Consider the following 14957-nt stretch of genomic DNA (forward strand, 5'->3'; position numbering starts at 1 on the left):
TCTTTATAAAAATAGTTAATAATATTTGATAAAAATGGAGAGGTGTGAAAATTATGGCGATTAGTTTAAGTAAGGGACAAAAAGTTGATTTGACCAAGGGAAATCCTGGATTATCGAAAATAATTGTTGGATTAGGGTGGGATGTCAACAAATATGACGGAAGTGCTGCCTTTGACCTCGATGCCGCTGCTTTTATTTTAGGGGATTCCGGCAAGGTGTTGAGCGATGCAGATTTTATTTTCTACAACAATTTAACTCATTCCTCAGGAGCCATTCAGCATTTGGGTGACAATCTGACTGGTGAAGGAGAAGGAGACGATGAACAAATAAGGCTAGAATTAAGTAAGGTACCACAAAACGTACATCGAATTGCCTTTACCGTTACAATTCATGAAGCACAACAACGAGCACAAAACTTTGGACAGGTTTCCAATGCATTCATTCGTGTTGTGAAGGAAGACAGCGGCGAAGAACTAATACGATATGACCTGGGAGAAGACTTTAGTGTAGAAACAGCCCTGGTGGTGGGAGAGCTTTATCGCCATGGTGATGAATGGAAATTTAATGCCATTGGCAGTGGCTTCCAGGGAGGGCTGGCGGCTCTTTGTACTAATTTTGGGGTAAATCTGGCATAAGGGCTAAACAGGGGGAGCAAAAATGGAATATAAAATACTTTACGATCAAGCATTTCCAATAATTAAAATCAACCTGCAAAAAGGAGAAAACCTAAAGGCTGAGTCCGATGCCATGGTAGCCATGGCCCCTACGGTGGATGTAGACGGAAAGCTGGAGGGGGGCATACTAAAGGGCTTTGGCAGAATGCTGGCGGGAGAAAAGTTCTTTTTTCAAACCCTTGTTGCCAGCCGAGGACCAGGAGAGGTACTTTTGGCTCCCTCAATTCCCGGTGGTATAACAGACGTTGAACTGGACGGTTCCTACGGGCTATGTGTACAGAAAGACGGTTTTTTAGCCGCCACCTCGCAAATAGAGGTATCTACTCAAATGCAAAATCTTACCCGGGGCATGTTTTCTGGGGAAGGACTTTTTATTCTTAAAATTACAGGTAGGGGAACGGTCTTTGTTAATACATACGGGGCCATCCATCCTATAAATCTTGAATCAGGAGAAGAAATTATTATTGATAACAGTCATCTGGTAGCATGGCCTGATTATATGCACTATCAAATCGAAAAGGCCTCGAAGGGATGGGTGTCCAGCTTTACCTCAGGAGAAGGCTTGGTTTGCCGTTTTAGAGGGCCAGGAACAGTTCTGATTCAAACTAGAAATCCCAAGGGCTTTGGCTCTTGGATTCAGCAATTTATTCCATCTAAATAAGGCGAATTTCTGACTAATCAGAAATAACGGCCGGGAAGGAATAACAAATCTGTAGGAGAGGTGATTAAATGGCAATTAATTTGCAAAAAGGACAAAAGATTGATTTAACAAAGGGAAATGCAGGCTTAACAGAAATCTTAGTAGGTCTGGGGTGGGATCCCGTTAGCCAAAGCAGTTCATCTGGTTTTTTAGGAAAGCTGTTCAGCAGCCCGCCTCCCAATATTGACTGTGATGCTTCTGTGCTGATGTTAGATGGCAATGACAAGTTGATTGGCAAAAAGAACCTGATCTACTTTGGAAATCTGCAAAGTAGCTGTGGTAGCGTTAGACATACAGGTGACAATTTAACTGGTGATGGTGATGGGGATGATGAAGAAATTATTGTTAACCTCCCCCTGGTACCTTCCAATATTAAAAAGCTGGTCTTTGTTGTGAATATTTATGATTGTGTCAGTCGAAAACAGCACTTTGGCATGATTCAAAATGCCTATATCCGTGTGGTTAACAGAAGCAATCGACAGGAAATGGTAAGATTTAATCTAACTGATGATTATTCAGGTAAAACTGCCCTTTTTGTGGGAGAAATTTATCGTCACGAAAATGAATGGAAATTTGCGGCCATAGGGCAGGGTACCCAGGATGCTTCCCTCAGTGAGATCATAAGAAGATATTAATAATAACCATTTGAAAGGAGACACTAGTATGACTATTAATTTATCAAAGGGACAAAAAATCGATTTAACTAAAAATACTCCGGGATTGACCAAAATTATCGTAGGCCTAGGCTGGGATACTAATAAATATTCCGGTGGATACGATTTTGACCTTGATGCTTCTGCCTTTATTCTAAGGGAAAATGGAAAGGCATTAAATGAAACAGATTTTGTATTTTATAATAATTTACAGGGGGCCAGCGGTTCTGTTCTGCATACCGGTGATAACCGAACCGGTGACGGAGACGGAGACGATGAGCAAATTAAGGTGGATTTTTCAAAGGTTCCTGACTATGTAAGTAAAATTGCCTTTACTGTAACGATTCATGATGCCATTCAACGGGCACAAAATTTTGGACAAGTTTCCAATGCCTATGTAAGGGTTGTGAACGAAGAAACCAATACCGAAATTTTAAGATATGATTTGGCTGAGGAGTTTTCAATAGAAACCGCCCTGGTAGTATGTGAAATCTATCGTTATCAAAATGAATGGAGATTTGCTGCTGTAGGAAGCGGTTTTCAAGGTGGTTTAGCGGCCCTTTGCCAAAATTATGGGCTACAGGTTGGATAAAGATGTTTTTTTATGATTTACCAGAAGAACAAGGGTGCATAGACACCCTTGTCTTTAGGTATACTTCGTTTGTTATATACAAGGAGATGAGTATATGAAATACGATATTAACGGCTTAGATGCTTCGCTGGTACAACAATCCAGAGAGAAACACGGGTCCAATCGCCTTACTCCCCCGGAAATTGAAGGTTTTTGGGATAAGTTTAAGGGGAATTTTGATGATCCGATTATTAAAATTTTAATGGTGGCTCTGGTCATAAACATTATCTTTATGTTTATGGGAAAAACGGAATGGTTTGAATCTCTAGGGATCGCCATTGCAGTTATCCTGGCCACCATGATCGCCACTTGGTCAGAATATAGCAATGAGGAATCCTTTCAAAAGCTGCAGGATGATGCTTCAAAAATTAAGTGTAAGGTCTTTCGAGATGGTATGATTCAAGAGCTATTAATAGATGACATTGTAGTGGGCGACTTCATTTTGCTGCAAACCGGTGATAAGGTACCGGCCGACGGTAAGCTTTTACATGGTTCCTTAAATATTAACCAGGCCTCCCTGACTGGTGAATCCAAGGAAGTTAAAAAAATCAGTATCCCAGAGGATTATGTTCAGGAAGGAATCAACACAGACCTGAGCAACGAATATGATGTTTATCGTGGCACCTTGGTGGTTTCCGGTGAGGCCGTCATGCTAGTGGAAACCGTAGGGGACAAAACCTTCTATGGGAAATTAGCCCAGGAAATGCAAACCGATGACAGAGAATCACCCCTTAAGGTGAAGCTCAATGCCTTGGCAGAAGGAATCAGTAAATTTGGCTACATTGGCAGTACCCTAATTGCCCTTTCCTTTATGTTCAAAAAGATCGTCATAGATAATGGATTTGATGGAGCCAGTATCATGGCCTATCTTTCCAATTGGCAAAATCCTGTCAATGATTTTGTAACAGCCGTTATCCTTGCCATTATTATTATCGTGGTGGCGGTACCGGAAGGGTTGCCCATGATGATTGCCATGGTACTGTCATTAAATATGAAAAAGCTCCTTAAAGACAATATCCTTGTGAGGAAACTAATTGGTATTGAGACAGCTGGAAGTTTGAATATACTGTTTTCTGATAAGACTGGAACCATTACCAAGGGCCAGCTGGAGGCGGTTACCTTTGTAGATGGGAATAATCAAGATTATTCAGAATTCAATGAAATTCCGGAACAGCTGGGGGAACTGCTGAATTTGTCTTTAAGACAGAATACCAATGCCGTTATTAAAGAGGGAGAAACCTGTGATTATCAAGTGGTTGGCGGTAATGCGACGGAACGGGCCGTACTACAATTTGTTTCCTGTGCCCACCTTAAGGATTACCCCATAGAGCAGGTAAAGGTAATTCCCTTTTCCAGTGATAAAAAATATTCTGCCACCCAAATAAAAGGTCAATTCAACCTAACCCTAATCAAGGGCGCACCAGAAATAATTTTAAGCCAATGCAGCTATTTCTATAACGATAAGGGAGAAAAGGTTCCCTTTATCAATAAGATGCCGATGGAAGAAACCATAGAAAAGCTGGCATCTAAATCAATACGGGTAATTGCCATCGCTACTTCAGAGGAGCCATTGGCAGATGAGCCTGAATTTAAGAAGCTGACCTTCGTAGGGATTATGGGAATAAGAGATGACTTAAGAAGTGAATCGGTAGCTGCCATTCGAGAAGCTCAAGGGGCCGGAATCCAAGTGGTTATGATAACCGGAGACCGGAAGGAAACTGCTGTAGCCATTGCCAAGGATGCAGGACTCCTGCAGTACGAATCAGATATTGTTTTAACCTCTCAGGAAATTCAAGAATTAAGTGATGATGAATTAAAGGAGATGCTTCCCAATATTAAGGTAATTGCCAGGGCTTTACCAACTGATAAATCCAGATTGGTTAAAATTGCCCAAGAGCTCAATCTGGTGGTGGGTATGACGGGTGACGGTGTCAATGATGCCCCTGCATTAAAAAGGGCCGATGTGGGCTTTGCCATGGGAAGCGGAACCGAGGTGGCCAAGGAGGCCGGAGACATCGTTGTATTGGACGATAACTTCCTGTCCATCTCTAAATCAGTCTTATATGGAAGAACCATCTATCATAGTATACGAAAGTTCATTGTTTATCAGCTTACAGTTAATGTTGGGGCAATCTTAATTGCCTTCCTGGGGCCCTTTGTCGGGGTCGATCTGCCGCTGTCCATGACTCAAATGCTTTGGGTGAATCTTGTAATGGATACCTTGGCAGCCCTGGCCCTTGGTGGAGAAATTGCCCTTCAAAAATATATGCTGGAGCCACCTAAGCGCAGGGATGAATCCATTATCAGCAAAGATATGTGGAGCTCGATTTTATTGAATGGTGGTTTTATTGCAGCCATGTGTATTTTCTTCTTAAAATCACCCTGGGTACAAAGTGTTTTCAGGGTTGGCGGAGCAGGACGAGAAGATATGTACCTTTTGACCGGCTTCTTCTCCTTCTTCATCTTTATTAATGCCTTTAATATTTTCAATGCCAGAACAGAAGATTTAAATCTGCTGGATCATATTTATGAAAACAAGGGCTTTTTAAAGGTCGTTACACTGATTTTTGCGGTTCAAATCCTCTTAACCTATGTGGGGGGAGATATTTTAAGAACCAGCGGGATGGTCCTATCGGAATGGGGCTATGTAATCTTACTTGCCATATTGATTATTCCGTTAGATTTGGCCCGTAAGCTAGTTAGAAATACCTTCTTTAAACCAAAACGACTGGCTCCTTACCAGATTAAGGAAGAAACCCGGTCAAATGCAGAAGATAGGGTGGCATAAAGAATGGGTTAGTAGAAGGTGTTTGCCTTCTACTGCCTATTTTCTATTTTCAGTACGAGTCTAATTCAAATCTTAAAATAAAAGTCAACCAGTGGAGACGTGGATAACAATGCGATATTTTAACAATATAAAAGCTGAAGAGAATACAATTTTTTATAGGGCCCCTGAGTCATTTAAGCGGTCAAGCTCTAAAGAACTGCTGGCCTATGGCCTAGGGCCTACCCTTTACATGCCTGCAACCAGGGAAATGCTGTTGAAGGATTTGATTAAGGAAAAACTCAGGGGTTTAATCTCTCTGGTTATTTGTTTAGAGGACGCAATACCAGATACCCAGGTGCAGCAAGGTGAAGAAAACCTTATTAATCAGATGAAGGGCCTCCAGTCAGCCCAGCAAAGTGAGGAAATCAACCAAGAGGAAGTACCGCTGATATTTATTCGAGTAAGAAGCCTAGAACAAATGAAAAAATTAATGCTAGCCCTGGAGGATCATCCCCTTTTAACAGGCTTTGTCTTTCCAAAGTTCAATATAAGACAGGGAAGGGATTATTTTAATGCATTAAGGGATTATAATAACGGTAGAACCAATCCGATTTTTGGAATGCCAATTCTGGAGGACAAAAATATCATATACAAAGAAAGTCGAATAGCCAATCTGCTGGAATTAAAAGAGCTCCTTGATTCCTTCAAAGACCTTGTCTTAAACATACGAATCGGTGCCACTGATTTTTCCAGGCTATTTGGACTAAGGCGAAGCAGTGAAACGACTTTATATGATATTATGGTCCTTAGGGATTGTATCGCTGATATTGTTAATGTCTTTTCACGGTGTGACGATGAATACGTGATTTCGGGCTCAGTATGGGAGTATTTTAGTCCTCCCGGTTCAATCCTTGATCCTGCTAAAGCGCCCCTGGCAGGGTTAATCAGAGAAGCACAGCTTGACAGAGAAAACGGACTTTGGGGAAAAACCATCATTCACCCAAGTCAAATCTTACCTGTTCAAGCCCTACAGGTAGTAAGCCATGAGGATTATTTAGATGCCCTGCGTATTCAATCCCTTGAAAATAATGACAACGGTGTAGTAAAAAGTCAGTATGGCAACAAAATGAATGAGGTAAAGCCCCACCTAAGCTGGGCCAATAAAATCATAAAAAGAGCAGCGCTATTTGGTGTGTTTCATGAAGGGAGAAGCTATCTTGACCTACTTAGATAATGATCAATTTAACCCCTATGAATATCAATTAATCAATGGACTGAAAATTAGCTTAAGCATTAGAGAGAACCCCTATCAGATTCCTCTGGATAAATTGTTTTCCCTGGCAACCAGACAAAATCTAAAAAGGAGCTTTCTCTTTGTCAGCAAGCTTTTAGGGAAGCATATTCCCATTGACCCTAAAATTCATCAGCTAGCAGGCAGAGCCCTGGGCCTTCGGATGCTTGATAAGCTCTATAAACAGAAGGAAGCAGCCCAAATAGATATGGTTAGTCAGGCCCTAAGGGGAGAAACAAAGGATTTGTACCATCTTTCAGAGCAATCGCTGTCTTTGCCGGAGCCTATGACCTTTATAGGATTTGCAGAAACTGCCACAGCCCTGGGCTATGGTATGTTTGACTCCTTTGCAGGGGACAGTGCCTTTATTCACACTACCCGGGAAGAGCTTCCTGATTTAAGGGATCGCATTATCTTTAGTGAAGAACACTCCCACGCCAGCCGGCATTACATCTATCTTACCAAACCCGAAATATTTGCGCCCCACCGTACCGTTGTGCTGGTAGATGACGAGTTGACCACTGGAAAGACAGCCCTTAACATTATTACAGCTATGCAAAAACGATTTCCCAGAAAAAAATATATTGTTGCGACTATCCTTGATTGGCGTTCTGAGGAAAATCATCAGGCCCTTTGTGAATTGGAAAAAACCCTGGGTGTAACGATAGAGGTAATCTCTCTATTGAAGGGAGCTTACCGGCTTTCCGGCTCAGTCCAAAGGGAATTGCCCGATAGAATCGGTAAACAGGCCATGGCTATTGACATCAATTCTTCGGTAAAAATCAATTATTACAGATTAGATGAGTACTTTAAAGAATCCTTGGCTTATCCCTCGGCAGGGAAGGTGGATCAGCAAAATCAGAATCCCTATCTATTGGAAACAGGCAGGTTTGGAATATCAGCTCATATCAGGCCAAAGCTCCATCAAACCCTTAAGACCCTGGGAGAGGCCCTTTCTAAGACCAGAAAGGGATCAAGAACCCTTTGTTTAGGCACCGGTGAATTTATTTATCTGCCTATGGTAATATCGGCCTGGATGGGGGAAGGGGTTAAATACCATTCCACCACCAGAAGCCCCATTTATCCCTGTAATGAGGCGAATTACGGGATAAAAAATGCCTTTGAATTCATGAGTCCAGAGGATACAGGGCTAAAAAACTATCTGTACAATATTCCCCAGGGGACCTACGACGAAATTTATCTATTTCTGGAAAGGCAGGTGAAGCCTGGGGCTTTACAATCGCTGTTATTAATATTAGGAAAGCTAGCTGATCATATCAATGTTGTTTATTTTACAGGAGAAAATGAAATGCCGGATATCGGCAGTTATTCAAGGGAGGATGTAATTTTTCTTCTGAAGGATATCAGCCATATAATGGTGGAAAGGGACACCCAATATCGAGAAAGGGCCATTCAGTCGGGGGTTCATTATTCAGAGATGCTTCCGGTGGAATATGTGCCTTCTAGGGAATATGTTGATTTATTTCACCAATCCCTGGGGGAATCAGGCCTGAAGCTGGCAGTGGCGGCAGGGATTGTAGCTGAAAAGATATTAAGGAATCGGGGAAAGGATATTGTGCTGGTCTCCCTGGCCCGTGCCGGTACCCCCATCGGAATTCTGATTAAACGATACATTCAGCAAAGGTACCAAATGGCTCTGCCCCACTACAGTATTTCCATTATCAGAGAAAAGGGAATTGATCTCAATGCCATCAAGCATATCATAAAATACCATCCTGGTATGGAGCTGCAATTTATTGACGGATGGACAGGTAAGGGGGTAATCGCAAGGGTATTGATGGATTCCTGCCATGAGCTAAGAGAGCATTATGATATCGATCTTGACCCTGGCTTGGCGGTGTTGGCTGATCCCGGGCATTGTACCCAAATCTATGGTTCTCGGGAGGATTTTCTTATTCCCAGTGCCTGCCTCAATGCCACGGTATCAGGGCTGGTTAGTCGAACCGTCCATAGAACTGATATAATCCAGCCAGAGGATTTTCATGGAGCTAAGTTTTATCGGGAGCTGGCGGCAGAGGACCTTTCCAATTTATTTATTGATCAGGTTACTGCCTACTTTACAGAGGCCTATAGAGCTATTGATGAAGCTCTTTTACAGTGGCAAGAACCTGAACCTGAACCAACCTGGAAGGGCCTTAGGGATATAGAGGAAATACAGCGTGACTTCCACATTGACGACATAAATTTGATTAAGCCGGGGATTGGAGAAACCACCAGGGTGTTATTAAGAAGGGTACCATGGAAAATATTAATTAAAAATGAAAATGACCGTAATTTAAGGCACATTATTCTGCTGGCCCAGGAAAAGCAGGTGCCTATAGAGCGATACCCCTCCATGGCCTACGGATGCTGCGGTATTATTAAACCTATGGGAGGTGGTGCCGAATGATTTTTGCCTCTGATTTAGACGGCACCCTGATTTTCAGCAGGCGGTACCTGGACAGGCTCCAGGAGCCCCTGCAGGCTTCCCTACAGCTGGTTGAGAGCATTAAAGGTCAGGAGATTTCCTATACCACTGGAAATGTAATAGAAATGCTAAAAAGGATTCATGAGAGGATTTTATTTGTCCCTGTGACCACCAGAACCATCCATCAATATAGGCGTATTACGCTGTTTCATGGACAAATAAAGCCCTCCTATGCCATTGTTACCAATGGAGGCAATATTTTAAAAGATGGAGAACCAATGAAGGAATGGCAGCAGCTAGTAAAGGATCAGATAAAGAAGACGACCCTATCTTTGGAGCAAGTGGAAAAACGCTTTCTGGAGACCAGAGAAAGCCAATGGGTCAAATCAGCCTATCGGGCTGATAATATGTTTTTATATTTTACGCTGGATACAGCCCAGGTTCGTCGGGAAGCCCTAAATCCATTCTTTAACTGGCTAAGGGAAAATCAATGGGCAGGCTCGTTACAGGGAAGAAAGCTGTACTTTATTCCCCGGTGCCTGAATAAAGGGGCAGCCCTGGCCTTTTTAAAAAAGCAATTGGGTATTCACACCCTGGTGGCAGCAGGAGATTCCCTCCTGGATTTACCAATGCTGAACCTGGCTGATTACGCCATTGCCCCTTTTCATGGTGAGCTTATAGAAAGCAGTTCCCTTGAAGTCGAAAGAGGAGAACCGATTCACTTTACAGCCAATAAAGGGATTTTAGCGGCTGAAGAAATTCTTAATGTTGTACTGAAAAGAATAAAGGAATATATGCCATAAACTAAGCCGCCCTACCAAAAATGGGGCGGCTTGGTTTAAAATTGAAAGTAGATAAAGGTGCTTTGCTCTCCTTGGGTAAATAGTATTAGGATTAACAAAACCATTACATAGGCCGCAGCCCGTACAAACTCGGGAACCCTCGTCTGCCAGTGACCGATCAGAACAGGGGCATTTTTCCGTACCAGATATTCAATATAGTGTAAAAGCCATAGAAGGGCAATAAAGCCAAAATAAAATAAATGGATTGGGCTAATACGAATTTGATTAAGACTCAGCATCCCCTGAATCATATGAAGGGCCTCTTGCAGAGTCGCTGCCCTAAAAAATACCCAACCAATGGTGGTTAACTGAAAGAAGACAAATATACTCAATGCGCTGTACCATTTCGATTGAATCCAGGCTGGGTGGTGGGTCTGCTGCCATCGCCTGTATATTTTATGGAGTACACTTAAAAGACCGTGGTACAATCCCCAAACAATAAAGCTCCAGGCGGCCCCGTGCCATAGACCTGAAAGGGTCATGGCAATCAGCAGAAATACGCATTGAAGGGTAAACCCCTTTTTTGATCCGCCCATGGGGATATAAAGGTAGTCCTTAATCCAGGAGGATAGCGTAATATGCCAGCGCTTCCAGAATTCCGACGGATTGCCGCTTAAATAGGGGGTTTTAAAGTTAATGGCCATGTCAAAGCCAAAGAGCTTGCCCACCCCCACAGCAATTTCACTGTAGGAGGAAAAATCGAAATAGATCTGAAAGGCAAATAAATACGAGGCAAACCAAGATTCCAATGTTCCCAGGTGGCTGGCCTGTAAAAAATAATAATCCACCTTGGATGCTAATAAATCGGCAAAGATTAATTTTTTGCCCATTCCCATGGCAATATAATAAAGTCCGTCACGTATATACTCAGTCTGATAGTTGATTTTCTTTAAAGATGAAATTTGTGGTAAAAACTCTTTACCCCGCATGATGGGGCCTGCAATTAGCTGGGCAAAGAAGGAAATGAAAACCCAAAATTTCACAAAAGACTCACAGGGTGCAATTTCTTTCCGTTTAACATCTACTAAATAGGCTATCAGCTGAAAGGTGTAAAAGGAAATCCCGATAGGTAAAACAATTTTAGCCAAAAGGGAATCCTGCCAGGGAAAATGAAGACCAAGGGCTGTTTCCAGATTTTTAAGGATGAATCCTGTATACTTAAAAAAAGCCAGATTTAAGAGATTAACCAGTAGTCCAAAATAGTAATATAGCTTTCCATGGGGCCCCTCCAGCCTGGTGGAACAATAATAGGTAACAGCCGATACCCCAAGGAAAATCAACAGGTAACCCCATCCCGACACACTATAAAATACCAGGTTGGCAATGGCCAACAGCCATAATCTACCCTTAGGAAATAGATAATATAATATAAAGGTTACCACAAGCAAAAATATAAATTCAAAGCTGTGAAAGAGCATTGATTTTCCTCCTATGCAAGATAATTATTGAAGGTTCCATTTTTCGATTTCCTTCCACAGTAGATCAGATAAATATTGATAGCCCTCCTTGGTGTAGTGAACATGATCGGAAAAGTATTCGACGGGCATTTCACCATATAGATTGAGGTAGCTGACCTTCAATCCTTTGAAATAAGCGTCTATTCGGTCAAGGTTTTCATAATATTTATCATGCTCGATTAAATCTTCTGCCAGCGCTTCATTAACGGGGGCTAAAAAGATTAAGGTGTTTTTACCCTCCTGTAATTTGATAATTCGATTTAAATAACGTATTTGCGGATTACTTTCATCCATTATAAAGGGTGAACTGCTGAACATGATACGATACTGGTATTCCTTAAGCAGGTCCTTTAAAAAGGGCTTTTCAGTCCAGGGCAGCACCGGATTATTGGCCCCTATCATATTTCCACGTATATGCTTGAAGGTTTCAAGACCATAGGCCTGTATATAATCCTTATACATGAAAATAGGCAATTGGAACAATGCTTCCTTTATCGGCTCCAAAAGCCTTTGCAAATAATTGGTTTTCATCTCGGGCAAATCGGCATCCATATTTTCTTCTTCATAAACCAAGGGATCAAGCTCCCTTAGCTGAGGTGCCAACCAAAAAACTCGAGATGCTTTATTGCGATTTAAAAATCCGGAATAAAGGATATCGATAACCAAATTATCTCGAGAAATACCATATTCGTCCATCTTTAGCATCATAGTATAAACATCACCGATTTCCATGGAGGGCATGGATAAATTGAATACCCTAAGCTGTAAGCCCTCCCTTTGGGCCTTGGCATTAAGATAATGTCCAATAGAGGTGTTGGCAGGGCCAGGGCTGCTATAGGCCACGGAATCTCCCAGAATTACAACATAATTTTCTAAATGCTCCTCCTCTATAATGTGCTTGACCTCTTTAAAAACAGCCTCGATATTGGCTGTACGGTTCTTGACCAAATCATAATTCATTCGATCCTGATAAATAATTTTTTCAGGATTGGTCAGAACAATGACAAGTTGAAACATAAGAAAGTAGATTATAAAATAAATGGTGATTCGATTATAATAGCTTCTTTTTTCTTGACGGGCAATAATTTTCGACACCCCCTGGTCAAATACTCTACAGCTATTATAGCAATTAATCCAATAGCATTACAATTAAGAATATATTAAGATAAAATATGTAAATTTTTTGTAATATTAATAGAATATGGTCACTTATGGGGGAAAAGAAAAACCAATTAAATAGTTAAATAAGACATATACCTGTCGTATATGGTAATATATCATTAAATTAAGGGCAAGGTAATCTATTGGAGGGATAAAAATGGAGAAGCTTATCAAACTTAACAAAGAAAATATTGAACAGGAACATATCTGCTGTTCCTTGGCTGATAAAAAGGGGCGACAGGGTGTAGCTACTAAAAAAGAATGGTTAAAACAGTGCTTTGATGATGGCCTTGTCTTTTTAAAGGTCGACGTCAGGGGAAAGGCCTTCATCGAATATGTTCCTGCCGAAAGGGCCTGGAGCCCCATTGATGCAGCAGACTACATGTACATTAATTGTTTTTGGGTATCTGGCCGGTTTAAGGGCAAAGGCTATGGAAAAGCGTTGCTGGCCCAATGTGAAGCAGATGCCAGGGCCCAGGGCAAGAAAGGGCTGGTGGCCATTTCATCAAATAAAAAAAGACCCTTTCTTTCTGACAAACCATTTTTCGTAAAGCATGGCTTTCAGGTATGTGATGAAGCACCGCCCTATTTTCAGCTTCTATACCTTGAATTTAAAGAAGGAGGGATCAAGCCCAAATTTAAAGAAGGGGCCAAGGCTGCCAGCATTGCCAATCAACAGGGCCTTGCCATATACTACACCCACCAATGTCCTTACAGTGCAGATTATGTGGCTGATGCCATCAGGGCTGCCGAATCAAGGGGAGTGAAGGCCTATAGTCACCAGTATCGAAGCTATGAAGAGGCCCAAAATGCTCCCTGTGGGGTTACCACCTACAGTCTGTTTTATAATGGCAGGTATATTACTAACGAAATTCTGACAGTAGATAAAATTATGGATTTAATCGATTCCCATGAAGGGAAAACCCAGGGCGATTCCAATGGCTCATAAATTGAGCTATGTTACCCTGGGCGGTAATCATTAATTTTTAAAGCTATGGATAGGGGCAGGAATTCTGCCCCCTCGGCTAATAAAGGCTTTACTGGAGAAGGGGCTTACAGCCATGATGGGGGCCCTGCCCAATAATCCTCCAAATACGGCCTGCTGGCCGAGGCCCTTTCCGTAAACAGGAATTAGCCTGACTGCGGTGGTTTTTTGGTTAATTACTCCAATGGCGGCTTCATCGGCAATAATGGCTGAAATGGTTGAAGCAGGAGTATCGCCTGGAATGGCAATCATGTCAAGGCCAACGGAGCAAACACAGGTCATGGCCTCAAGCTTTTCCAAATTTAAAGAGCCTGTATTTACAGCATTGATCATTCCCTCATCTTCGCTGACGGGTATAAAAGCACCGCTCAGTCCACCCACATGGGAAGAAGCCATGATTCCCCCTTTTTTTACTGCATCATTCAGCATCGCCAGGGCTGCTGTGGTACCATGGCAGCCGCAGCTTTCCAGGCCAAGCTCCTCTAAAATTCTGGCAACACTGTCTCCCACCTGGGGCGTTGGAGCCAGGGAAAGATCTACAATACCAAAGGGTACCCCTAAACGGCTAGAGGCTTCATTGGCTACCAATTGGCCTACCCTTGTAATTTTAAAGGCGGTTTTCTTAATGGTTTCTGCCACTGCATCGAAGGGAGCATCCTTTAAATTGACCAAGGCAGATTTAATGACGCCAGGGCCGCTGACCCCAACATTGATCACACATTCTGCCTCCCCCACCCCATGAAAGGCGCCGGCCATAAAGGGGTTATCCTCTACGGCATTGGCAAAGACCACCAGCTTGGCACAGCCGATGCTGTCCGCTTCCCTGGTCAGATAAGCCGTTTCCTTAATAATTTCCCCCATATCCTGAACGGCTTTCATATTAATACCAGACTTGCTACAACCAATATTAACAGAAGAACAAACCCGTTCGGTGGCAGCCAGGGCTTCAGGTATTGATCGAATCAAAATTTCGTCACCCTTGGTATAGCCCTTATGGACAAGGGCTGAAAATCCGCCGATAAAGTTAACACCAACGGTACTGGCAGCCTTGTCTAAAGTTCTGGCAAATTCAACATACCCTGTATCCTCGCTGCTTTGAGCCACAATGGCCATAGGGGTTACTGAAATTCTTTTGTTGATAATGGGAATACCATATTCAGTTTCAATGGCCTCACCGACCCGCACCAGATTTTCGGCATGGCGGGTTATTTTGTCATAGATTTTAGTACGGGCCTCTTGGCCATTACTGCTGGCGCAATCTAAAAGGGATATACCCATGGTAATGGTCCGAATGTCTAATTTTTCCCTTTCAATCATATTAATGGTTTCCATTATGTTTTGCGAATTGATCATTAGATAATGCCCCCC

General features: G+C 42.4%; 12 protein-coding genes. 9 read left to right on the forward strand and 3 right to left on the reverse strand.

Features of this window, described 5'->3' with window-relative positions; all coding sequences use genetic code 11:
• Positions 1–53: 53 nt before the first annotated feature.
• From ACYQ1I_RS14030 to ACYQ1I_RS14065, 8 genes are all read left to right on the forward strand, one after another.
• Entirely contained in the window at positions 54–635 is a 582-nt protein-coding gene (locus ACYQ1I_RS14030; RefSeq protein ID WP_459766379.1) for a TerD family protein, read from the forward strand.
• Between the two features lie 22 nt (positions 636–657).
• Positions 658–1335 carry a TIGR00266 family protein gene (locus tag ACYQ1I_RS14035; protein ID WP_459766381.1) on the forward strand — a complete coding sequence of 226 codons (678 nt, stop codon included), beginning with the start codon at positions 658–660 and terminating at the stop codon, positions 1333–1335.
• Between the two features lie 68 nt (positions 1336–1403).
• Complete coding sequence (locus ACYQ1I_RS14040; protein ID WP_459766383.1) at positions 1404–2009, forward strand: TerD family protein; 606 nt, start codon at positions 1404–1406, stop codon at positions 2007–2009.
• A 28-nt stretch (positions 2010–2037) separates the two neighbouring features.
• Positions 2038–2619: a TerD family protein gene (locus tag ACYQ1I_RS14045; protein ID WP_459766385.1), complete on the forward strand. Its 582-nt coding sequence runs from the start codon at positions 2038–2040 to the stop codon at positions 2617–2619.
• 94 nt (positions 2620–2713) lie between these two features.
• Complete coding sequence (locus ACYQ1I_RS14050) at positions 2714–5446, forward strand: calcium-translocating P-type ATPase, PMCA-type (RefSeq protein ID WP_459766387.1); 2733 nt, start codon at positions 2714–2716, stop codon at positions 5444–5446.
• 109 nt (positions 5447–5555) lie between these two features.
• A complete protein-coding gene (locus ACYQ1I_RS14055; protein ID WP_459766389.1) occupies positions 5556–6659 on the forward strand; it encodes an HpcH/HpaI aldolase/citrate lyase family protein in 1104 nt (367 codons plus the stop codon).
• Positions 6643–9126: a phosphoribosyltransferase gene (locus tag ACYQ1I_RS14060; RefSeq protein WP_459766391.1), complete on the forward strand. Its 2484-nt coding sequence runs from the start codon at positions 6643–6645 to the stop codon at positions 9124–9126. The genes ACYQ1I_RS14055 and ACYQ1I_RS14060 overlap by 17 nt, the downstream gene beginning before the upstream one ends.
• Entirely contained in the window at positions 9123–9947 is an 825-nt protein-coding gene (locus tag ACYQ1I_RS14065; protein WP_459766393.1) for an HAD family hydrolase, read from the forward strand. Before ACYQ1I_RS14060 ends, ACYQ1I_RS14065 begins: the two co-directional genes overlap by 4 nt.
• 35 nt (positions 9948–9982) lie before the next feature.
• Here the strand turns inward: ACYQ1I_RS14065 and ACYQ1I_RS14070 are convergent, their stop codons facing one another.
• Entirely contained in the window at positions 9983–11404 is a 1422-nt protein-coding gene (locus ACYQ1I_RS14070) for an MBOAT family O-acyltransferase (protein ID WP_459766395.1), read from the reverse strand.
• A 24-nt stretch (positions 11405–11428) separates the two neighbouring features.
• Positions 11429–12538 (reverse strand): SGNH/GDSL hydrolase family protein, encoded by a 1110-nt coding sequence (locus ACYQ1I_RS14075; protein ID WP_459766397.1) that lies wholly within the window; start codon positions 12536–12538, stop codon positions 11429–11431.
• Positions 12539–12761: 223 nt separating this feature from the next.
• On the opposite strand from ACYQ1I_RS14075, the gene ACYQ1I_RS14080 reads away from it, so the two are divergent.
• A complete protein-coding gene (locus tag ACYQ1I_RS14080; protein ID WP_459766399.1) occupies positions 12762–13553 on the forward strand; it encodes a GNAT family N-acetyltransferase in 792 nt (263 codons plus the stop codon).
• A gap of 30 nt (positions 13554–13583) precedes the next feature.
• Here ACYQ1I_RS14080 and ACYQ1I_RS14085 read toward each other — a convergent pair whose 3' ends face one another.
• Positions 13584–14942, reverse strand: coding sequence for a PFL family protein (locus ACYQ1I_RS14085; protein ID WP_459766401.1), 1359 nt, complete (start codon positions 14940–14942; stop codon positions 13584–13586).
• Positions 14943–14957 lie beyond the last annotated feature (15 nt).

Source organism: Alkaliphilus crotonatoxidans (assembly GCF_054658015.1).

Coding starts and splice junctions, on each gene's coding strand:
- ACYQ1I_RS14085 (WP_459766401.1), bottom strand. CDS start 14,942: ATGATCAATTCGCAAAACATAATGGAAACCATTAATATGATTGAAAGG.
- ACYQ1I_RS14045 (WP_459766385.1), top strand. CDS start 2,038: ATGACTATTAATTTATCAAAGGGACAAAAAATCGATTTAACTAAAAAT.
- ACYQ1I_RS14030 (WP_459766379.1), top strand. CDS start 54: ATGGCGATTAGTTTAAGTAAGGGACAAAAAGTTGATTTGACCAAGGGA.
- ACYQ1I_RS14055 (WP_459766389.1), top strand. CDS start 5,556: ATGCGATATTTTAACAATATAAAAGCTGAAGAGAATACAATTTTTTAT.
- ACYQ1I_RS14070 (WP_459766395.1), bottom strand. CDS start 11,404: ATGCTCTTTCACAGCTTTGAATTTATATTTTTGCTTGTGGTAACCTTT.
- ACYQ1I_RS14040 (WP_459766383.1), top strand. CDS start 1,404: ATGGCAATTAATTTGCAAAAAGGACAAAAGATTGATTTAACAAAGGGA.
- ACYQ1I_RS14050 (WP_459766387.1), top strand. CDS start 2,714: ATGAAATACGATATTAACGGCTTAGATGCTTCGCTGGTACAACAATCC.
- ACYQ1I_RS14065 (WP_459766393.1), top strand. CDS start 9,123: ATGATTTTTGCCTCTGATTTAGACGGCACCCTGATTTTCAGCAGGCGG.
- ACYQ1I_RS14080 (WP_459766399.1), top strand. CDS start 12,762: ATGGAGAAGCTTATCAAACTTAACAAAGAAAATATTGAACAGGAACAT.
- ACYQ1I_RS14035 (WP_459766381.1), top strand. CDS start 658: ATGGAATATAAAATACTTTACGATCAAGCATTTCCAATAATTAAAATC.